This is a genomic window from Streptococcus sp. CM6, assembly GCF_000526095.1.
Lineage (GTDB): Bacteria > Bacillota > Bacilli > Lactobacillales > Streptococcaceae > Streptococcus > Streptococcus oralis_BW.
On record NZ_JATS01000015.1, the window covers coordinates 1 to 21401 of the forward strand.

The window sequence follows — 21401 nt, forward strand, 5'->3', positions numbered from 1 at the left end:
CAGTGTTCTTAGCAGTAGCTACAACTGCATTTTTTTCTTTCAATTCGAAAGTATAAGCATCAGCCACAAGGTCTTTACCATTCAAGACTTTCTTAGCTTTGATTGTCGCGCTTGTTGAAGCGGCTTTATAAGTGTTAGTGAAGACACGTTCTGCATCCGGATTTTCTACAGTCGCAACCAATTGACCTTGACCGTTATCTACTACATTCACTTTAACTGTGTAGGATTCTGTTGAGTAGGTCACACCTGCTTCTGTTCCTGCTTTTTCAGTAATAGTGTAAGTGTGCTCTCCTGCTTCGGTGTAGTTGACGTTGAAGACAACTTCGCCTGAAGCAGTGTTCTTAGCTGTAGCTACAACTGCATCTTTTTCTTTCAATTCGAAAGTATAAGCATCAGCCACAAGTTCTTTATTACCTGTAATCTTCTTAGTTGCTTTGATTGTCGCGCTTGTTGAAGCGGCTTTATAAGTGTTAGTGAAAGTTGGTTCTGCTGAAGTAACAGAAGCTTTCAATACGCCACCTTGGAATGCTGCTGTTACAGTAACTTCCTTGCCTTCCTCATCAAATGTGATACCATCGATTGCATTTGAAGTATCTTCTTTGATGATGTAGCGATAAGTTCCCGCACCTTTCAACTCAATATTCTCAAAGGTAATCGTTCCGTCAGCTTTTGATTTCGCTGTAGCTACTGGAGTCTTCAAGTTCTCTGCTGTGTATAGGTTGAAAGTAAACTCATCTGCTTTAGGAAGTTTATCTGTACGACCTTCTACCACTTTCTTAGCAGTCACATTGAATACAGCTGGAACTGGTTCATCTTTAAGATTAATAGTAGAACCTGCTGCTCCGAGTTTAACTGTATACTCTTTCTCATCTAGCTTATAACCAGCTGGAGCTGTCTTCTCTTTAATCTTGAAAGTTTTACCTTCCCATTTCTGATCATAAGTTTTAGTCAATGCTACTCCTTTTTCATTTGTAGTCACTTCTGTTGTTTCACTTGCATCATCTGTTGCAGTTACAGTATAAACTGCTCCTGGAACAGGTGCAAGAGTGAAGGCATCTGTCTTATTAATCTTAATTTGGTAAGCTGTAGAAGCTACGATAGTCCCTGAAATCAAGGAAGTCGCTTCTGCTTTCATGCTAAGAGCTCCTGGACGACTTGTATTTTGAGCCAATTTTGTTCCGTCTGCCAGAGACAAGGCTGCGATATTTGCTACTTTAGTACCATCATTCGGAGTGGTAGTACTGTAAGTAACAAAGTAAGATGTCGTTCCATCTTTAAAGGTTATATCAAATGAAGTATAGTTTTCATTCCACGAAACGGTATAGTCTTTTCCCTCAGATAATAATACAGCATCATCAGGAACAGCGGACGTTCCACCAGTAATATCCGCCCTGTAAACTCTCAAAGTTTCTGGTATGTATTGAGCAGGAGTATAGGATGTATCGTCGTTTGGAATCGTATCGTGTAGAACAATGTTCTGTCCAAAATCTTGTTTTTCCGTATTTACACGTACCCTCCAGTTTGAAACAGCATCTCCTTTGCTAACTGATCCAATAGCTGCTAATTTTTCAGAAGTCCAATTGTCACGTGATGCCTGACCCCCTGCCTTTGCATAGTTCTCAGTCCCAACTTTAGGACCTGAAATCGTTTTCGAACTATAAACATGTTTAATTTCTTGCTTCATTGAAGAAGAATTAAAATTAATTGGAGTTTTATTTTGATCCTTTAAGAATCTAAATGATGCAGAAAAGTTACCAGATACATCCTTTACTTTGTCTCCTCCAGTTTTAGCCAAGTATTTATCCAGGTTCTTCAAGGTTATCTTTGCCTTGCCACCTTGGTCATTACCATTGGATGTGACTACTGCCTCTCCTATAGCTACTTGAGTAACCGGATCAATCAACTCCTGATTACCATTATAAACCGTCATGGGAGCCGGAATATCAAAAGTAAAATAATCCCCGTTATTCAAGTTCTCATTGTACTGCTTGAGATCGAACGTCACGCGAAGCTTATATGCTAAATTCGTACGAAGCGAGAAATCTCCTTCTGAACTCACATTTTGCTTAGTATCTGAAGCATCTAACAGATCAATACCTGTAATTACTTGTGTCAATTCTTTTGAAACAGGATTATCTGCTTTAACAATGCCTATCAAAACAGATGCTAGGCCTAAAATAGCAAAAGCTAACGCAGAAAATTTAGAAAGCATGTTTAACGCTTTGCTTTTCGACATCTCTTCTCCTCTTTTCTATATGAAATTTTTATTTCTAATCTCCCTAAGAGATTACATCATACCATTTTGACAAACCCTATCACTAACTAGAGTTTATCCATTATATTATAACATCTCAATACAATCTATTCAAGTTTAATAACTAGAAAATATATTTTTATAAGATTTTATTATATTATTCTCTCGAATTTCAACACATTGTCACCAGAATTAACAAGATCTCTCAGTATTTTTCATATGATATGTCGAAAATTTATCTTTTAGATATAGAAAAAAGCCAGTCCTATAGACTAGCTTTCTTTCCATTCTAATTGAATCTTAGCTCAATGCGTCATCCATTGAAAGAACTTCGTGGAAGACACGTTGTGTCAATTCAGTTTTTTGTTCTGGAGTGAGGTATTTAGTGTTTACACAGTATCCTGAGATACGAACGATGACATCTTCGCCATTCATAATCTTGTCATAAACATCTTTCAAGTCCATTACGTTCAAGTTACAGTGTTGTCCACCGTTTTCGAAGTAACCATCAAGGATTGTTACCAAGTTGTCCACTTGTTCGTCACGAGTTTTACCAAGAGCACGAGGTGAAACTTGAGTTGTCAATGAGATACCATCAGCTGCGTAACCAAAGTCAAGGCTAGCAAGTGAGTTCAAGTTTTGCAACCATCCACCTTTAGCTTTGTTAGATGGGTTAGCACCTGGTGAGAAGAATTCAAGTTTAGACAAGTTCACAGAACCATCTTCGTTGAGGTATACGCCTTTGTGGACTGGTGAGTTACCAGTTTGTTTAGAGTAAGCAACGTTAGATGTGATGGTCAAAAGTGATACTGTGGCTTCTGCGTTCTTGTAGAGTTTGTGGCTACGTAGACGAGTTGTGTAAGCTTCAATCAACCATTCTGCCAATTCGTTTGAGCGTGGATCATCTTCACCCCAACGTGGGTATTCACCGATTGTTTCGTAATCGTAGATGTAGCCATTTTCGTCACGGATTGGTTTAACTGTAGCGTATTTGATTGCTGACAATGTATCAACAGTGTTGGCAAATCCACAGATACCGAATCCCATGTTTGCACGTTGTTTAGTTGGCAAGAAGGCCATTTGAACAGCTTCGTAGTTGTACTTATCAGTCATGTAGTGGATGATGTTCAAAGCATCTACGTAAGTGTCAGTCAACCAGTCAAGAGATTTTTCAAAGTTAGCTTTAACTGATTCGAATTCAAGAACTTCGTCACGGATTGGTTCGATGTCAAATACCTTGTAGTCTTTGTGAACATCGTCGTAACCACCGTTCAAACCAGTAAGAAGGGCTTTCAATACGTTAACACGAGCACCGAAGTACTGGATGTTGTGACGTTGTTCTTCATTTTCTGGGTCAAGTGGAGATACACAACATGAGATACAGCTCATTTCACCGTATCCGTCTTTAGCCATTGTTGTAACACCTTCATATTGGATTGAAGAGTGTTTGTGGCTCATGTGCATACAGTAACGACGGAAGCTATAAGGTAATTTGTCAGTCCAAAGAACTGTCAAGTTTGGTTCTGGAGAGTTACCGATATTGTCAAGAGTATTCAAGAAACGGTAGTCCATCTTAGTAACACGGTGACGACCGTCGTTACCCATACCAGCCATAGAAGTTGTGATGAAGGTTGGGTCACCTGAGTACAATTGGTCATAAGCTTTTGTACGAGCAAATTTAACTGTACGAAGTTTCATAACGAAATCATCAACGAATTCTTGGATTTCTGATTCAGTAAATGTACCACGAGCAAGGTCACGTTCTGCAAAGATATCGAGTACGATTGGCACACGTCCTAGAGATGTTGCAGCACCGTTGATAACACGGCAGACAGCCATGAAGGCGATGTTCACCCATTGGATAGCTTCTTTGACGTTCATCGCTGGTTTGCGAACGTCAACACCGTAAAGGTCACCCAAGCGAACAACTTGTTGCAATGCTTGGTATTGAAGGTTTACTTCTTCGCGAAGACGGATTGTTTCTTCATCAATTTCTTTAATTGCATTCCAGTCGTTTACTTTTTCTTGCATCAAGTAGTCTGCACCGTAAAGAGCAAGACGTGCGTAAACACCGATGATACGTCCACGTGAGTAAGCATCTGGAAGACCAGTTACAGTGTGAGCGTGACGAGCACGACGGATATTTGAAGTGTAAGCACGGAAAATACCGTCGTTAACTGTTGTTACGTATTTTGTAAAGATTTCGTGAACAGCTGGATCTGGTTCGTATCCATTTTCTTTTAAAGTAGTTTCAGCCATACGGATACCACCTTTTGGCATGAAGTTCAATTTGAAGAGTTCATCGTTTTGGATACCAAAAATCAATTCGTTTTCTTTGTCGATAAATCCAGCAGGAATATCAGCAATAGATGTTGGACGAGTGTCCATTGGGAAACGAGTTTCTTCGTAATGTGCTTTTGTTTCTTCTACAATTTTTTTGATGTGAAGTGAACGTTCTGTTGGTCCAGCAAGGAAACTTTCATCTCCATCGTAAGGTGTATAGTTAGCTTGAACGAAGCGAGAAATACTTGCTTTTTCTTTCCAATCTACGCCTTTGAAGCCTTCCCAAGCTTTATCAAAAATATCTTGTGCTTCAACAACTGTCTTAACAACCATGTTAATGTCCTCATTTTTCTTTCTAGTAACATCCATCTGTTACATTCATGAGACAAGTATACCATACAGTAACCGATTTCAACAAGTGATAAATCCCTATTTTTACACTTTCTTTTCTAAAACAGTCTATATTTTATCCCAAACTGTATTATATTTTTGAAAAAATTAAAGCCTTTTTTCTTTTTTTCAGAAAAAAGGGTATAATAAAAGAAAATAAGCAGTAAAAAGGGGACCAGACATGTTGATTTTTCCTTTATTAAATGATTTGTCAAGAAAAATCATCCATATCGACATGGATGCCTTTTTTGCTGCGGTGGAAATCAGAGATAATCCTAAGTTAAAGGGCAAACCTGTCATCATCGGGAGTGACCCCAGACAAACAGGTGGACGTGGTGTCGTTTCTACCTGTAGCTATGAGGCGCGAGCTTTTGGTGTTCATTCAGCCATGAGCTCTAAAGAAGCTTATGAGCGCTGTCCCCAAGCTATCTTTATCTCAGGAAATTATGAAAAGTATAAGACTGTGGGACTTGAGATTCGTGCTATTTTTAAACGCTACACTGATTTGATTGAACCTATGAGTATTGACGAGGCATACTTGGATGTAACGGAAAATAAACTCGGTATCAAGTCAGCTGTCAAAATAGCCCGCCTCATCCAACAAGATATCTGGCAGGAGCTACATCTGACTGCTTCTGCAGGCGTCTCTTATAACAAATTCTTAGCTAAAATGGCTAGTGACTATCAAAAACCACATGGTTTAACAGTCATCCTCCCAGATCAGGCTGAGGATTTTCTCAAACAAATGGATATTTCCAAGTTTCATGGAGTAGGAAAAAAGACGGTGGAAAGACTTCATCAAATGGGTGTTTTTACCGGCGCTGATTTGCTTGAAGTCCCTGAAGTGACCCTGATAGACCGTTTTGGCAGACTGGGCTATGACCTTTATCGAAAGGCTCGTGGTATTCACAATTCACCGGTCAAGGCCAATCGTATTCGCAAGTCCATTGGCAAGGAAAAAACCTACGGAAAAATCCTGCAAGTAGAAGAAGACATCAAAAAAGAGCTGACTCTTCTCTCCGAAAAGGTAGCTCTCAATCTCAGCACGCAGGACAAAGCTGGAAAAATCATTATCCTCAAAATACGATATGCTGACTTTTCCACTCTAACTAGACGAAAAAGCCTCCCAAAAGCAACACAGGACGCTAGTCAGATTTCTCAAACTGCCCTTCAACTCTACGAAGAACTAGCTGAAAAAGAAAAAGGCATCCGTTTACTAGGAGTCACAGTAACAGGATTTTAAAAAGCTTGAAGGAAGATTCCCTCAAGCTTTTTCTTATACAAATAAACGCACAAAACTATAGAGCAACAAGACACTACCGAGTACGATACGGTATTTACCAAAGAGGGTAAAGTCGTGCTTCTTCACATAGCCAGTCAAGAAGCGAATAGCAACCATGCTGACCGCGAAGGCAACACCCATAGCAACCAAAAGCAGGAATAGTTGTCCAAAACTCAATAGTTGACCTGCTTTAATAAATTTGAAAATCTTTAAAGCACTAGCTCCGAACATAACAGGAATTCCGAGATAGAAGGTAAACTCTGTTACGACAGAGCGACTCGTTCCATTTAACAAACCACCGACAATCGTCGCACCTGAACGGCTCGTTCCTGGGAAGAGGGCGAGGACTTGGAAAAGTCCGATATAGAGGGCTGTCTTGTAGGGAAGCTTTTCAAGTTCTGTGACTGTTGGTTCAATAGCTTGCGCCTTATTTCTTTTTTCAAGATAGATAAAGGCAACCCCATAGATAATCAACATAATAGCAACTGATACCATATTATGAAAATGAGTGTCAAACCAATCATCCAGCTTAAAGACTAACAATAAAGGCAAGGTCGCAACGAGGACTTTTGACCACAATTGCCAAGTTCGACGGACTTCTACCTTATTTTTACCAGGTTTAAAAGGATTAAGCTTGTTAAAGTAAATGACCATAACCGCTAAGATAGCGCCGAGCTGAATGACAACATTAAACATGGACATGAAGGCTTCATTTTGGTCCTTGTATTGTACAAATTCTTCAACTAAGATTAAGTGACCAGTACTTGAAATGGGCAACCATTCTGTAATTCCTTCAACAATCCCAAAAAAGATCGACTTCAAAATTTCAATAAGATACATGTATTACTCCTTTTTCTGTCCTCTATTATAGCATAATTTCGGATTCTGCGATAGATTTTTTAGAAAGCACCGATGCTACCACCGCCTCCGCCTCCTGAGAATCCTCCACCTGAAGAACCACTTCCAGAAGAGACGGAGTAATTGCTTGCTGTATTTGCGACCGCTGCATAGTATTTCATCTGTCCAGTATAGGTATGAAGTTGCGCATACCAGCCATAGACAATGTAACTGTCCAAGTCTGGATTCTCAAGATGGATTTGCCGAACTTTCATTAATTGGCTGACCTTCTTGGCATGACCAAAAAGAGTCGCATAGACCAGAAGGCGATTCCAAAGGACGATACTCTCCAACTCAGCCTTGTCTAGACGGGCGATATTGCGAAGCATATTTTCAAAACTCTTCCAGTGATAGTAAGCCTCTGCCCCTTCATCTGTCAAGACGCCATTATCATAATACCCGTATGTTACAACATAAATTAGCACTAAAATAATGGAAGCAAGTAATCCCAAAAAGAGGAGGTAGAACGAAACAAAACCATACGTGTTCCAACTACAGTAGAAGAATAGCCAGCTCCCTACGGCTGAACCAATTAATCCAATCCACATAGCCAGAGATAGTTTCTTCTCACCCGTACTCAAAGGACGGTAATAATTTGGAATACGCAACGCATGCACCTTGTCTTTGACGCGCTTTTCAATGTTAGAGATGCGTCTATCAAACGAACGTTTCAGTTGCTTCCCTATCTCCTGAACCTGCTTTGCATCCTTTTTAGAAACTCCACGATAAATACTTGGTGAAACCTGATAATCTGAAAACAGATCCGAAATTGCCAACTCTTTCTTATCTGAAAAGCAGAGTGTCAGACATTCCTTCTCAAAATTTGCCAATCCACTTTCATTTATGATTTTAAGAATTGGCTCTTTTTCCCCTTTCTTAATAGCCAAATGCCCTCTATCTACTAGATCCAGCAAAGTAGCCTGAATGACTCGTTCAAATGTAAAACGACCAAATCCTTTTGCTCCCGGTTTCATTTCGCTCAGTGATAAGGAATATACACTCTCTGCTAAAACCATTGGCGGCCAATCCATAGGTGGCTCATAGAGACGATGGTTCTTAGCAAATTTCTTCTTGGGACTAATTTCTTTTTTGAAACGTTTATAAAAGATTAAACCGACAAACAGAAGAACCGTCAAAACAATTGGAATAAGCCACATCATCACAATCTTGTCCGAAGCTTTTTCACTTGCTATTTCAAGCTCAACTCTTTTAAACCAAATGAGGTTATCAGATACCAATCCTTGATCTGGAGCTTCTGAAAAAGCACTTCTCGGCCAGTAAGCATGTAGTTCCACCTGACGATTTCTCGGAAGATCTTTCATCTTGACCTGGTAGAAATCATTTACCTTTTTGATACTAGCTTCCTTAAAGAGTTTTCCTGTATGGAAATAGAGTTTCTCTGCTGGATTTTCAGAGCTAACCTTGAACTCAAACTCTTTAATATCTCCAGAACTATCTGTCAAGGGTTGCCAATTTAGCTCAGCGATATCCTGATATAAGAAGAGAAGGTTTGTTAGTTTCCAGGTAACCGTCACCCGAACAGTATCTCCGGCATATCCAGCATTATAAATTTTTACCTTGTAGCCGTCCTCTTCCTCCATAGTATAAAAGGAAACATTTTGAATAATTTGCCCATTTTTAGACACTTGAACGGTCGGGTCGGGATCAATGTCAAATCCTTCTGGCATTTTCCCAGCTTTTCCTAGTCCAACTAGCTGGCCATTATAATCATCTCCAAAACGGTAGGTGATTGTTTCCTTAAAAATCGCAGTATTATCTGCATGAATATTCAAATCTCCCTGATAGGATAAAATATCAAAGTCTACTGCAAAAACTAAGCTCGGTATAAATAATAAACAAGCAAATACCAAAGTCACCAGCCATCTTTTTTTCATAATCGATTCCCTTTCAATCTTTTCACCATTATATCATTTTTTATAAGTAAAGGCTTACTTGTATTGAAAATCTCACCATTTTTAGATACAATAGAGAGAAGTCATTTTTAGACTAGAAATAGGAGAAAACATGAAAAAATTATGCTTATCTATCCTTGCTAGCCTAGCCCTTACATTAGGACTGGTTAGCCAAGTCCAAGCCGACGAATATTTACGCATCGGAATGGAGGCAGCTTACGCTCCCTTCAACTGGACCCAAGACGACGATAGTAATGGTGCTGTCAAAATCGACGGTACCAACCAATATGCCAACGGCTATGATGTTCAAATCGCTAAAAAGATTGCCAAAGATCTAGGTAAGGAACCTTTGGTCGTGAAAACCAAGTGGGAAGGACTTGTTCCAGCCCTTACTTCTGGCAAAATCGATATGATCATTGCCGGTATGAGCCCAACCGCTGAACGTAAACAAGAAATTGCCTTTTCAAGCAGTTACTATACTAGCGAGCCAGTTCTATTGGTTAAAAAGGACTCTGCCTATGCAAATGCCAAATCTTTGGAAGATTTTAGCGGAGCAAAAATCACTTCTCAACAAGGTGTTTACCTTTATGATTTGATTTCTCAAATTCCAGGTGCCAAAAAAGAAACAGCTATGGGCGACTTCGCTCAAATGCGTCAAGCTCTGGAAGCCGGTGTTATTGATGCCTATGTTTCGGAACGCCCTGAAGCACTGACTGCTGAAGCCGCTAACTCTAAGTTCAAGATGGTCCAAGTAGAACCCGGTTTCAAAACTGGCGAAGAAGATACAGCTATTGCCATTGGACTTCGTAAAGATGACAGCCGCATCAGCCAAATCAATGCGAGTATTGAAACCATCTCCAAAGATGAACAAGTTGCTCTGATGGATCGTATGATTCAGGAGCAACCTGCCGAAGCCACAACAACTGAAGAAAGTAGCAGTAATTTCTTCAGCCAAGTTGCTAAAATTCTTTCTGAAAACTGGCAACAGCTCGTGCGCGGCGCAGGTGTCACTCTTTTAATCTCAATCATCGGAACTATCGTAGGTCTCATTATCGGTCTTGCCATTGGTGTCTTCCGTACGGCTCCTCTCTCGGAAAACAAAGCCATTTACAGCCTACAAAAACTAGTCGGTTGGATTCTCAATGTCTATATTGAAATCTTCCGTGGTACACCGATGATTGTTCAATCCATGGTTATCTACTATGGAACTGCTCAAGCTTTCGGTATCAATCTCGATCGGACACTGGCTGCTATCTTTATCGTCTCAATCAACACAGGCGCCTACATGACAGAAATCGTTCGTGGTGGTATTCTAGCAGTTGACAAGGGACAGTTCGAAGCTGCAACCGCTCTTGGTATGACCCACAATCAAACCATGCGTAAAATTGTCCTTCCTCAGGTTGTCCGTAATATTCTACCTGCTACTGGTAATGAGTTTGTCATCAATATCAAAGATACCTCTGTATTGAACGTTATTTCAGTTGTCGAGCTTTATTTCTCAGGAAATACTGTAGCGACGCAAACCTATCAATACTTCCAGACCTTTACCATCATTGCAGTGATTTACTTTGTCCTCACCTTCACTGTGACCCGTATCCTACGTTTTATCGAACGCTATATGGACATGGATACTTACACTACAGGTGCTAACCAAATGCAAACGGGGGATTTGAAAAAATGACACAACCAATCCTTGAAATCAAACACCTAAAAAAATCCTATGGGCAAAACGAAGTGCTAAAAGACATTTCTCTCACCGTCCATAAAGGAGAGGTTATTTCCATCATCGGAAGCTCGGGAAGCGGAAAATCAACCTTCCTTCGTTCAATCAATTTACTCGAAACACCTACAGGAGGAGAGATTCTCTATCGCGGAGAAAATGTCCTAGAAAAAGGCTATAACCTCACCCATTATCGTGAAAAGCTCGGTATGGTTTTCCAATCTTTCAATCTCTTTGAAAATCTGAATGTCCTTGAAAATACTATCGTTGCCCAAACGACTGTACTCAAACGCGACCACTCTGAAGCTGAAAAAATTGCCAAAGAGAATCTCGAAAAAGTTGGTATGGGAGAACGTTACTGGCAAGCCAAGCCTAAACAACTTTCAGGTGGACAAAAGCAACGTGTAGCTATCGCTCGTGCACTCTCCATGAATCCTGATGCCATTCTCTTCGACGAACCAACATCTGCCCTTGACCCTGAAATGGTCGGAGAAGTCCTCAAAATTATGCAGGATTTGGCTCAAGAAGGCTTGACCATGATCGTCGTAACCCACGAAATGGAATTCGCTCGCGATGTCTCTCACCGTGTCATCTTTATGGATAAGGGCGTCATTGCTGAAGAAGGTAAACCTGAAGAACTCTTCACAAACCCTAAAGAAGAACGGACCAAAGAATTCCTTCAGCGTTATCTCAATTAATAAATAAAGACTGCATACAGAATGCAGTCTTTTTAGTTTGTAATTGTAAATAAAAGGCAGACTCGATTCAGGAATCTGCCTGTAACCACAGTTCAATCTTCAAATTTTTCATGATTTTTTTCATAGAAATCGATTAAACTAAGAGCTGTTTCAAATGAAATATTTTTAACTTTTGCGCGTCCTTGTGCTAGAGCAATGATAGACATTTCACGCGCATTCGTTTCTTTAGAGATACGGTAACCTGTGATCTTCTTATCACGAACCCAGCCAACAACTGCTTCTACCTTTTCAAAGTTTGACTTAACCATGTTCTTCTCCTGAATTATTCTTTACAATTCTTAATTGTATACGTTTTTATTTCATCTGTCAATAAAAAAACATATATTCGTCACAACTATATTATTCTGCATATTTTTATTTGGCTTTTAAAGCCGATAATATATGAGTTCTTATATCCTCAACTCCATTAGGATTTGCTGGTAGGAAGATTGTATTATTACCCTCTTTATCCGCAAAATTATTCAACGTATCTAAATACTGGTTCGTTAATAGGATAGACATGATTTGTTCTTCAGTCAGCTCAACATTAGCTCCCTTTAACTCTTTGATAGAATCAGCCAGTCCGTCAACAATCGCTTTACGCTGTTCTGCAATCCCTACACCATGTAGGCGATCTTTTTCTGCTTCTGCTTCTGCTGCGGTCACAATCTTAATCTTATCTGCTTCAGCAAGTTCTTGCGCCGCAACTCTCTTACGTTGGGCCGCGTTAATTTCATTCATTGATTGTTTTACTTCAGCATCAGGTTCAACCTTAGTAATCAGCGTTTTGACAATGATATACCCATACGTAGACATTTCTTCTGCCACTTGTTTTTGAACTTCTAAGGCGATTTCATCCTTCTTCTCAAACAACTCATCTAGGGTTAGCTTTGGTACAGATGAGCGCAAAGCATCTTCAATATAGGATTTGATTTGGGCTTCTGGACGCATCAATTTATAATAGGCATCTGTGACGTTGTTTTCATTTACTCGATACTGAGTTGCTACATTCATCGTTACAAATACATTATCTTGCGTCTTTGTCTCTACAACAATCTCACTTTGCAACAAGCGTAGTTGAACTCTTGCCGCAATCCTATCAATCCCAAAGGGAGCCCGCAAATGAATACCACTATTGCTCAACTTTTGGTATTTACCAAAGCGTTCTATGATAGCGACAGATTGTTGTCGAACCACATATACAGAACTAATCGTAATCACTGATGCAATCACCACTAAAAACAATAAAACAAGTAAAATTTGTAAAACCATGGGAATCTCCCCCTTTCATCACCCTCATTATAACACCATCGTTATCATTACGCAAATAATATGATAATAATTTTATTTTAGTTTAAACTAACATGTTATACAATGTTTCGTTTCCATTCAAATTAATATAAGACGGGTCAAACTTTTCCATACGATGAATCAATCCAGCATAATCATGCTTATTGGCAAGAGCTACCCCAATCAAGACAGGGCCCGTCCCCTTGCTTGCTCGTTTGATATATTCAAAACGAGTGATGTCATCATTTGGCCCCAAAATGTCATTTACAAACTCTCGGAGAGCTCCTGGACGCTGTGGGAAATTCACTACAAAGTAATGCTTGATTCCATCGTAAATCAAGGCACGTTCTTCCATCTCTGGCATGCGGTTGATATCGTTATTTCCTCCAGAAATAATACAACAAATCGTCTTGCCTTTGATATAGTCTGATAAAACTTCCAAGGCTGCAACGCTGGCAGCTCCGGCTGGTTCTGCTACAATACCTTGTTTGGAATAAAGATCAATCAAGGTTTCAGAAATCAATCCCTCGTCCACCCCAATCAGCGTTTCAACATTCTTTCGGGTCGCTTCATAGGTCAACTGTCCAACTTTCTGTACAGCTATCCCATCAGCAAACTTATCAATTTCTTTGAGTTTAACTGGTCCCCCAGCCTCAAAGGCAGCTTTCATAGAGCGGGCTCCATTGGCTTCTACCCCAATCACTTCAATAGTCGGGTTGGTTTCCTTGATGTAAGTTGAAACACCGGCAATCAATCCACCACCGCCTACTGGTACAAGTACTGTATCAAAATCAATAGACTCTTTACGGGCTTCTTCAAGAATCTCATAAGCGACAGTCCCTTGACCAGCCTGAACATGGACATCATCAAAAGGATCAATGAAGGTGCGGTTTTCAGAAACTGTAAATTCTTGTGCTGCCTTAGCAGAAGCATCAAAGGTATCCCCAACTAACTTAATTGTCACAAAATCACCACCAAAAAAGCGGACCTGTCCAATCTTTTGTTGCGGTGTTGTGATGGGCATAAAGATGGTTGCAGGAATTTTCATCTCATTACAAGTATAGGCGACACCTTGGGCGTGATTTCCTGCAGAGGCACAGACTACACCACGCTCACGTTCTTCTTTTGATAGTTGAGAGATGGCATAATAGGCTCCGCGAATCTTAAAGGAACGAACACGCTGGGCATTCTCCTTCTTCAAATAAATCTTAGCACCATACTTCTCCGATAAATAATGATCATAATCAAGCGGAGTATTGACTACTACACCACTCAATACTTTGTGGGCTTTCACCACGTCTTTTGCACTTAGCATTGTCTCCTCCTCAAATACTTTTTAAGATAAAAAGCGAGTTAGGTACCCCCAACTCGCCTTCTGTTTTTCTTCACAAGAATTAGTTGTAGATTTTGAATGCGTCGTCGTCGTTTTTACCAACGAAAGGCATTGCTTTACGCAATTCAGCACCAACTTTTTCAATTTCAAGGTTAGCTGCTTGTTCACGGTAAGCAGTCAATTTTGGACGTCCAGCCTTGTAGTCATTTACAAAGTCATTTGCAAATTTACCATTTTGGATATCTGCCAAAACAGCTTTCATATTTTCTTTGACTTGCTCAGTAATCACACGTGGACCTGATACATAGTCACCGTATTCAGCAGTGTTAGAAATTGATTGACGCATTTTCTTGAATCCACCTTCATAGATCAAGTCAACGATCAATTTCATTTCATGAAGAACTTCAAAGTAAGCCAATTCTGGGGCGTATCCTGCTTCTGTCAAGACTTCAAAACCTGCTTCGATAAGGGCAGTCAAACCACCACAAAGTACAGCTTGTTCACCAAACAAATCTTCTTCAGTTTCTTCTTTGTAAGTTGTTTCAAGCAAACCAACACGAGCTGCTCCAACACCTTTACACCAGTCCATAGCAATATTTTTCGCATTTCCTGTAGCGTCTTGGTATACTGCATAAAGAGCTGGAACACCAAAACCTTCTTCGTAAGTACGACGTACCAAGTGTCCTGGTCCTTTAGGAGCACACATGAAGACATCTACATCTGCAGGAACTTTGATAAATTCAAAGTGGATGTTGAAACCATGGGCAAATCCAACTGCATTTCCTGCTTCCAAGTTTGGAGCGATTTCTGCTTCGTACAATTCTTGTTGGATTTCATCTGGTGCCAAGATCATGATAACGTCAGCCAATTTAGTTGCTTCTGCTACTGTGTAAGTGTCAAAACCATCTTCTTTTGCTTTGTCAAAAGATTTACCTGGGCGCACACCGATGATGACATCACGACCTGAATCACGCAAGTTTTGCGCATGCGCATGTCCTTGTGAACCATAACCGATTACGGCGATTTTTTTACCGTCAAGCGCTGCTACTTTAACATCTTTTTCGTATTCCATTTGAACTGCCATAGTTTTTCTCTCTTTTCTATTATTTATTGCCTTTTAGGCTGGTTTAACAAATTTATGCTGGATTTTATACTCAATAAAAATCAAAGAGTATTAGTCGCGGGTAAATCCAGTTGCACCCGTACGAGCGATATTTTTGATACCATATGGTCGAATCACTCGCAATAAAGCTTCACTCTTTTCAGCATTTCCAGTCATCTGAATAGTGATGGAGCTTGGAGCCACATCTACTACCGTTGCACGGAAAGGTTGGATAATGGCCAAGATTTCTGCACGTTTTTCAGCAGGAGCAGATACCTTCACCAAGATAACTTCTCTTTCCAAGTGTGGTTTATCTGTGATATCTCGAATGCGAATCACATCAATCTGACGATTCAGTTGTTTAATGATTTGCTCTACTTCATCGTGTGAAGCTACATCGATAATGATGGTAATCCGTGATACATCAGGATTCTCTGTCGCACCAACTGAGATACTCTCAATATTGACTTGGCGACGTGAAAGGACACCTGTAAAACGATTGAGGACTCCTGAACGATTTTGTAGTTTTGCTGTTAACATTCTACGCATGGAACTTCACCCCCAACATCTCATGATTGCTCTTACCAGCTGGTACCATCGGTAAAACCTGTTCCTTACGAGAAATATCCACCTCGATAAACATCGGCACATCCTCCAGAATGACTTCTAGATCCTTCTCTAGCGTCTCCGGATTATCAAATTTATAGTTTTTGATGCCGTAAGCCTGTGCCATCAACTGGAAATCAGGAAGTGTATCAAAGACTGACTCGGAAGTTCTACCCTCATAGAAGGATTCCTGCCACTGACGAACCATTCCTAGGGAGTGGTTATTCAACATGACAACCTTAATCGGTACCTTGTAAATGTTCAAAATAGCTAGTTCCTGATTGGTCATCTGGAAGCCACCATCACCGACAAAAAGGATGACTTCTTTTTCCGGATTGGCAATCTTAGCTCCGATAGCTGCAGGAACTCCAAATCCCATGGTACCTAAACCACCTGAAGTGACTAACTGGCGCTCATTTTGGTAAGGATAATACTGAGCCGTCCACATTTGGTGTTGACCAACGTCAGTTACAACAATGGCATCTCCATTCGTCAACTCACCGATGCATTCAATAACAGCCTGAGGTTGAACCACACGTTCTTTCTTATCATAAGAACGAACTCGATTCTTGTCCTTGGTGACTTTTTCAATCCATTTCTCAGTATTGTTATGAACAGTTGGTTCTGCCAACAGCATCTGCAAGGCTTTCTTAGCATCGCCCACCACAGGAATATCTGCTCTGATAATCTTACCAATCTCGGCTGGATCAATATCAATGTGGGCAACCTTAGCATTCTTCGCAAAGGTCTTAGGATTTCCGGTCAAGCGATCATCGAAACGACAACCAATACTAATCATAAAGTCGGCTTCCGTCATGGCAATATTAGCTGCGAAAGACCCGTGCATGCCCCCCATTCCTAGGAAGAGCGGATGACTCGTTGCAATCGTACCTTGTCCTAAAAGACTGGTCACGACTGGAATTTGGTAGCGTTCTGCAAACTCATTGAGTTCTGTAGCTGCTTCTGCATAACTAACTCCACCACCTGCTAATAAAACAGGTTTCTTGGCTTTTGACAATTGCTTCAAGATCTTCTTGATTTGCATGTCATTTGGCTCCAGAGTCGGCTGATAGCTTGGCAAATTCACTTCGGGTGAATAGATGAAATCTGTCTCTAAGGCAGATACGTCTTTTGGTAGGTCAATCACGACAGGCCCTGGACGACCTGTCGTTGCGATATGAACAGCTTCCGTAATGATGCGAGGAATATCTGCCGTCTCACGAACTTGGTAATTGTACTTAGTGATTGGCATGGTAATTCCCACGATATCCGCCTCCTGAAAGGCATCCTTCCCAATCCCTGCTCGCGCCACCTGGCCCGTAAAGACCAAAAGGGGAACGCTATCGCTCATGGCATCTGCAATCCCTGTAATGGCATTTGTAGCTCCCGGTCCACTCGTGACGACAGCAACACCCAACTTTCCAGTTGATTTGGCATATCCTTCAGCTTCGTGCAAACAACCTTGCTCATGGCGTCCTAAAATGTGGCGAATGCCTTTAAAATTATATATCGCATCATACAAAGGCAAGACTGCACCACCAGGATAGCCAAATATGGTATCAATTCCTAAGTCGCGAAGTGTTTCCAAAACTAGGTCCGACCCCGTCTTAGGAGATTCTAAACTGATTTTCTCCATTGTTCCCCTTTCTCTTCTCTTAAAAATAGCTTGTTACTATCATACCATTTTTTCAAAAATTTTCAAGACAAAAGAAGCAATTTTCTGAATTTTCTATCTAAAAGTGTATTTATGAACTTTTTTATCATTTTTATTAACATATCATCAAAATAAGGAACTTTTCCTTGCTTTCATTTATTAAATCAGTCTAATTTCTTCGTACATGGGATGGAAGTTGGCAAGATTTTCATTTAATTCCTAAATTTCCATAATATATTCAGCAAATCTGTGTGAAATAAAGGTAATAAAAAAGGAAGCCACTATGTGACTTCCTTCTATTGCGAAGACAGATTATTCTTCACCTTTGTTTTTCTTAATGATTTCTTCTTGTACTGACTTAGGTACATCTTCATAGTGGTCAAATACCATCATGAATGTACCACGTCCTTGAGATGCAGAACGAAGAACTGTTGCGTAACCGAACATTTCAGCAAGTGGAACGTAAGCACGAACGATTTGGCTGTTACCGTGTGCTTCCATACCATCTACACGTCCACGACGAGCAGTTACGTGACCCATAACATCACCAAGGTTTTCTTCTGGAACAGTGATTGTTACAAGCATCATTGGTTCAAGGATAGCTGGTTGTGCAGTCTTAGCAGCTTCTTTAAGTGCAAGAGATGCAGCAATCTTGAAGGCAGTTTCAGATGAGTCGACATCGTGGTATGAACCATCGTAAAGTTTAGCTTTAACGTCAACAATTGGGTAACCTGCAAGAACACCGTTAGCCATTGCTTCTACAAGACCTTTTTCAACCGCTGGGATAAATTCACGAGGAACCACACCACCGACGATTGCGTTTTCAAATTCGAATCCTTTACCTTCTTCGTTTGGAGTAAATTCAATCCATACATCACCGAATTGACCTTTACCACCAGACTGACGTTTGAAGAATCCACGTGCTTGAGTAGAAGCGCGGAATGTTTCACGGTAAGATACTTGAGGAGCACCTACGTTCGCTTCAACTTTAAACTCACGACGCATACGGTCAACAAGGACGTCAAGGTGAAGCTCACCCATACCAGAGATAACTGTTTCACCAGTTTCAACGTTTGTTTCAACGCGGAATGTTGGATCTTCTTCAGCCAATTTTTGAAGAGCGATACCCATCTTGTCTTGGTCTGCTTTAGATTTTGGCTCAACCATCAATTGGATAACTGGTTCTGGAACGTCGATTGATTCAAGGATGATTTTAGCTTTTTCATCAGTCAATGAGTCACCAGTTGTCGTATCTTTCAAACCAACGGCAGCAGCGATATCACCTGAGTAAACAGTGTCGATTTCTTTACGGCTGTTAGCGTGCATTTGAAGGATACGTCCGATACGTTCACGTTTACCTTTAGAAGTATTCAATACGTATGAACCTGATTGAAGAACACCTGAGTAAACACGGAAGAATGTCAAACGACCTACGAATGGGTCTGTCATGATCTTGAAGGCAAGAGCTGCAAATGGCTCTTCATCAGATGCTGGACGAGTTTCTTCTTCATCTGTATCTGGGTTAACACCTTTGATTGCTGGGATGTCAAGTGGGCTTGGAAGGTAGTCGATAACCGCATCAAGCATCAATTGAACACCTTTGTTTTTGAAGGCAGAACCACACAATACTGGGAAGAATTCAACATTGATAGTAGCTTTACGGATACCCGCTTTCAATTCTTCGTTAGTGATTTCTTCACCTTCGAGGTATTTCATCATCAAATCTTCATCAGTTTCAGCAACTGCTTCGATCAATTTTTCACGGTATTCTTGAGCTTGTTCAAGGTATTCAGCTGGAATATCCTCTTCAAGGATATCTGTACCAAGGTCGTTTGTATAGATTTCAGCTTTCATCTTGATCAAGTCGATGATACCACGGAAATCATCTTCAGCACCGATTGGCAATTGGATTGGGTGTGCATTTGCTTGAAGACGGTCATGAAGTGTACTTACTGAGTAAAGGAAGTCAGCACCGATTTTGTCCATCTTGTTGGCAAATACGATACGTGGAACTCCGTACTCAGTTGCTTGACGCCAAACTGTTTCAGTTTGAGGCTCAACACCTGATTGTGAGTCAAGAACGGTAACCGCACCGTCCAATACACGAAGAGAACGTTGTACTTCGATTGTGAAGTCCACGTGCCCTGGTGTGTCGATGATGTTTACGCGGTGGTTGTTCCATTGAGCTGTTGTCGCAGCAGATGTGATAGTGATACCACGTTCTTGCTCTTGCTCCATCCAGTCCATTTGTGACGCACCTTCGTGAGTTTCACCGATTTTGTGGATTTTACCAGTGTAGTAAAGAATACGCTCAGTAGTTGTTGTTTTACCGGCATCGACGTGAGCCATGATACCGATATTACGAGTTTTTTCAAGTGAAAATTCGCGTGCCATGAGGTTTGTTTCTCCTATTTATTTTTGATTTCTATTCTATTATAACACGATTTTAATAAAAACGGATAGGCAGGACCTACCCGTTCTCAATGTTTTCATGCTATTGTTGGTTTCGACTTACGAGCTGGTAAGTTGAATTGAACCTAAGAGCGGACCGAGCTCAATTGAACCCGGGCTAAAAGCTCGGAAAATAGATAAACTTTCCTAGAATCTTCGATTCTTCGTCAAGCTTCCTAATTTTCAATCGCTTGTCTAACGCCCTTAGTATCTTAGTTGAGCTCAAGCTAAAAGTCTGGAGAAAAAGATGAATCTCATTGGTTGCAATCGCAACCTGCTTTGATTCCCTATTTTCTCTGGGACTTTCTTAACGCTTTCGCATCCTATATTACCAACGGAAGTGTGCGAAGGCACGGTTAGCTTCAGCCATACGGTGAGTGTCTTCACGTTTCTTAACTGCTGCACCAGTGTTGTTAGCAGCATCCAAGATTTCTTTTGCAAGACGGTCTTGCATTGTGTGTTCACCACGAAGACGAGCGATTGTTACCAACCAACGAAGTCCAAGTGTTGTACGACGTTCTGGGCGAACTTCAACTGGGACTTGGTAGTTAGATCCACCAACACGACGTGCACGTACTTCAAGTACAGGCATGATGTTTTCCATTGCTGTTTCAAATACTTCAAGTGCATCGTTGCCAGTAGCTTCTTTGATTTGCTCAAAAGCACCGTAAACGATTGAAGCAGCTGTACCACGTTTACCATCAAGCATAACGCGGTTGATAAGACGAGTAACTAGTTGTGAATTGTAAAGCGGATCTGGCAATACGTCACGTTTTGGAGCTCTATTTTTACGACTCATTTCTCTTTATCCCCTTTCCTTATGCTTTTGGACGTTTAGTACCGTATTTAGAACGGCCTTGTTTACGATCGTTAACACCTGCAGTATCAAGTGCACCACGGACGATATGGTAACGTACCCCTGGAAGGTCTTTTACACGTCCACCACGAAGAAGCACCACGCTGTGCTCTTGCAAGTTGTGTCCGATACCTGGGATGTAGGCAGTAACTTCGATAAGGTTGCTCAAACGTACACGAGCAAATTTACGAAGGGCAGAGTTAGGTTTTTTAGGTGTCATTGTTCCAACACGAGTTGCAACACCACGTTTTTGTGGTGAAGAAACGTTTGTTTGAACTTTTTTATGACTGTTGTAACCAACGTTCAAAGCTGGTGATTTAGATTTTTCTACTTTTGATTTACGCGGTTTGCGAACCAATTGGTTAATTGTAGGCATCTACATTCTCCTGTGTTTTTTATTTTTGGTGATGATACACTTGGTGACAGCTACCATCTGTGTGTACTTTTGCAACATTTGTCAGCACGTCCCTGTACACTTTTGAGAGACCAAAAGTAAAAAGTACCGTCTATTATTGTAACACAATTTTCCCTTCATTGTCAAGATATTTTTCATTTTTATTCTGATCTTTTAACTCTTTGACACTAGCTTTCCCCGCTTTTCTAAACCAGAAAAAGAGGCAATTTGCCTCCTCC

The 21401-nt window shown here is 40.7% G+C and carries 16 protein-coding genes; 3 read left to right on the forward strand and 13 right to left on the reverse strand.

Annotation, left to right across the window (positions count from 1 at the left end):
* Both HMPREF1516_RS04315 and pflB read right to left on the reverse strand, forming a co-directional pair.
* Nucleotides 1-2236 (reverse strand): Spy0128 family protein (locus HMPREF1516_RS04315; protein ID WP_033605874.1); only part of this gene is annotated, 2236 nt, incomplete at its 3' end.
* 318 nt (nt 2237-2554) lie between these two features.
* Nucleotides 2555-4870 carry a formate C-acetyltransferase gene (pflB, locus tag HMPREF1516_RS04320; protein WP_000260616.1) on the reverse strand — a complete coding sequence of 772 codons (2316 nt, stop codon included), beginning with the start codon at nt 4868-4870 and terminating at the stop codon, nt 2555-2557.
* 238 nt (nt 4871-5108) lie between these two features.
* On the opposite strand from pflB, the gene dinB reads away from it, so the two are divergent.
* Nucleotides 5109-6170 carry a DNA polymerase IV gene (dinB, locus tag HMPREF1516_RS04325; RefSeq protein WP_033605875.1) on the forward strand — a complete coding sequence of 354 codons (1062 nt, stop codon included), beginning with the start codon at nt 5109-5111 and terminating at the stop codon, nt 6168-6170.
* A 33-nt stretch (nt 6171-6203) separates the two neighbouring features.
* On the opposite strand, the gene HMPREF1516_RS04330 is transcribed toward dinB, so the two are convergent.
* Both HMPREF1516_RS04330 and HMPREF1516_RS04335 read right to left on the reverse strand, forming a co-directional pair.
* Nucleotides 6204-7049, reverse strand: a complete 846-nt coding sequence (locus HMPREF1516_RS04330; protein ID WP_000280786.1) for an undecaprenyl-diphosphate phosphatase — start codon at nt 7047-7049, stop codon at nt 6204-6206.
* 59 nt (nt 7050-7108) lie between these two features.
* Complete coding sequence (locus HMPREF1516_RS04335) at nt 7109-9001, reverse strand: DUF2207 domain-containing protein (protein ID WP_033605876.1); 1893 nt, start codon at nt 8999-9001, stop codon at nt 7109-7111.
* 130 nt (nt 9002-9131) lie between these two features.
* On the opposite strand from HMPREF1516_RS04335, the gene HMPREF1516_RS04340 reads away from it, so the two are divergent.
* Together HMPREF1516_RS04340 and HMPREF1516_RS04345 are read left to right on the forward strand one after the other, a co-directional pair.
* Nucleotides 9132-10700 (forward strand): ABC transporter substrate-binding protein/permease, encoded by a 1569-nt coding sequence (locus HMPREF1516_RS04340; RefSeq protein ID WP_033605877.1) that lies wholly within the window; start codon nt 9132-9134, stop codon nt 10698-10700.
* Nucleotides 10697-11437 carry an amino acid ABC transporter ATP-binding protein gene (locus tag HMPREF1516_RS04345; protein WP_000193355.1) on the forward strand — a complete coding sequence of 247 codons (741 nt, stop codon included), beginning with the start codon at nt 10697-10699 and terminating at the stop codon, nt 11435-11437. The genes HMPREF1516_RS04340 and HMPREF1516_RS04345 overlap by 4 nt, the downstream gene beginning before the upstream one ends.
* 92 nt (nt 11438-11529) lie before the next feature.
* Here the strand turns inward: HMPREF1516_RS04345 and HMPREF1516_RS04350 are convergent, their stop codons facing one another.
* The 9 genes from HMPREF1516_RS04350 to rpsL form a co-directional block, all read right to left on the reverse strand.
* The gene (locus tag HMPREF1516_RS04350; RefSeq protein WP_000241003.1) at nt 11530-11745 is read right to left on the reverse strand and encodes a capsule biosynthesis transcriptional regulator; all 216 of its coding nucleotides are present in this window, start codon (nt 11743-11745) and stop codon (nt 11530-11532) included.
* A gap of 106 nt (nt 11746-11851) precedes the next feature.
* Nucleotides 11852-12748: an SPFH domain-containing protein gene (locus HMPREF1516_RS04355; protein ID WP_033605878.1), complete on the reverse strand. Its 897-nt coding sequence runs from the start codon at nt 12746-12748 to the stop codon at nt 11852-11854.
* 82 nt (nt 12749-12830) lie between these two features.
* Nucleotides 12831-14081, reverse strand: a complete 1251-nt coding sequence (gene ilvA / locus HMPREF1516_RS04360) for a threonine ammonia-lyase IlvA (RefSeq protein ID WP_033605879.1) — start codon at nt 14079-14081, stop codon at nt 12831-12833.
* A 79-nt stretch (nt 14082-14160) separates the two neighbouring features.
* Nucleotides 14161-15183: a ketol-acid reductoisomerase gene (gene ilvC, locus HMPREF1516_RS04365; protein ID WP_000290683.1), complete on the reverse strand. Its 1023-nt coding sequence runs from the start codon at nt 15181-15183 to the stop codon at nt 14161-14163.
* Between the two features lie 90 nt (nt 15184-15273).
* The gene (gene ilvN / locus HMPREF1516_RS04370) at nt 15274-15750 is read right to left on the reverse strand and encodes an acetolactate synthase small subunit (RefSeq protein WP_001253806.1); all 477 of its coding nucleotides are present in this window, start codon (nt 15748-15750) and stop codon (nt 15274-15276) included.
* Nucleotides 15743-17443 (reverse strand): acetolactate synthase large subunit, encoded by a 1701-nt coding sequence (locus HMPREF1516_RS04375; protein ID WP_033605880.1) that lies wholly within the window; start codon nt 17441-17443, stop codon nt 15743-15745. The genes ilvN and HMPREF1516_RS04375 overlap by 8 nt, the downstream gene beginning before the upstream one ends.
* A gap of 330 nt (nt 17444-17773) precedes the next feature.
* Nucleotides 17774-19855: an elongation factor G gene (fusA, locus tag HMPREF1516_RS04380; RefSeq protein ID WP_000090342.1), complete on the reverse strand. Its 2082-nt coding sequence runs from the start codon at nt 19853-19855 to the stop codon at nt 17774-17776.
* A 385-nt stretch (nt 19856-20240) separates the two neighbouring features.
* On the reverse strand, nt 20241-20711 hold the full coding sequence (rpsG, locus tag HMPREF1516_RS04385) for a 30S ribosomal protein S7 (protein WP_000087873.1): 471 nt from the start codon (nt 20709-20711) through the stop codon (nt 20241-20243).
* A 19-nt stretch (nt 20712-20730) separates the two neighbouring features.
* Nucleotides 20731-21144, reverse strand: a complete 414-nt coding sequence (gene rpsL, locus HMPREF1516_RS04390; RefSeq protein ID WP_001142332.1) for a 30S ribosomal protein S12 — start codon at nt 21142-21144, stop codon at nt 20731-20733.
* Nucleotides 21145-21401 lie beyond the last annotated feature (257 nt).

What these genes read in the sequence shown, in the direction of transcription:
- HMPREF1516_RS04355 (WP_033605878.1), bottom strand. Translation starts at nt 12,748, where the DNA reads ATGGTTTTACAAATTTTACTTGTTTTATTGTTTTTAGTGGTGATTGCA.
- HMPREF1516_RS04345 (WP_000193355.1), top strand. Translation starts at nt 10,697, where the DNA reads ATGACACAACCAATCCTTGAAATCAAACACCTAAAAAAATCCTATGGG.
- rpsG (WP_000087873.1), bottom strand. Translation starts at nt 20,711, where the DNA reads ATGAGTCGTAAAAATAGAGCTCCAAAACGTGACGTATTGCCAGATCCG.
- pflB (WP_000260616.1), bottom strand. Translation starts at nt 4,870, where the DNA reads ATGGTTGTTAAGACAGTTGTTGAAGCACAAGATATTTTTGATAAAGCT.
- ilvC (WP_000290683.1), bottom strand. Translation starts at nt 15,183, where the DNA reads ATGGCAGTTCAAATGGAATACGAAAAAGATGTTAAAGTAGCAGCGCTT.
- HMPREF1516_RS04330 (WP_000280786.1), bottom strand. Translation starts at nt 7,049, where the DNA reads ATGTATCTTATTGAAATTTTGAAGTCGATCTTTTTTGGGATTGTTGAA.
- rpsL (WP_001142332.1), bottom strand. Translation starts at nt 21,144, where the DNA reads ATGCCTACAATTAACCAATTGGTTCGCAAACCGCGTAAATCAAAAGTA.
- HMPREF1516_RS04335 (WP_033605876.1), bottom strand. Translation starts at nt 9,001, where the DNA reads ATGAAAAAAAGATGGCTGGTGACTTTGGTATTTGCTTGTTTATTATTT.
- ilvN (WP_001253806.1), bottom strand. Translation starts at nt 15,750, where the DNA reads ATGCGTAGAATGTTAACAGCAAAACTACAAAATCGTTCAGGAGTCCTC.
- ilvA (WP_033605879.1), bottom strand. Translation starts at nt 14,081, where the DNA reads ATGCTAAGTGCAAAAGACGTGGTGAAAGCCCACAAAGTATTGAGTGGT.
- HMPREF1516_RS04375 (WP_033605880.1), bottom strand. Translation starts at nt 17,443, where the DNA reads ATGGAGAAAATCAGTTTAGAATCTCCTAAGACGGGGTCGGACCTAGTT.
- fusA (WP_000090342.1), bottom strand. Translation starts at nt 19,855, where the DNA reads ATGGCACGCGAATTTTCACTTGAAAAAACTCGTAATATCGGTATCATG.
- HMPREF1516_RS04350 (WP_000241003.1), bottom strand. Translation starts at nt 11,745, where the DNA reads ATGGTTAAGTCAAACTTTGAAAAGGTAGAAGCAGTTGTTGGCTGGGTT.
- dinB (WP_033605875.1), top strand. Translation starts at nt 5,109, where the DNA reads ATGTTGATTTTTCCTTTATTAAATGATTTGTCAAGAAAAATCATCCAT.
- HMPREF1516_RS04340 (WP_033605877.1), top strand. Translation starts at nt 9,132, where the DNA reads ATGAAAAAATTATGCTTATCTATCCTTGCTAGCCTAGCCCTTACATTA.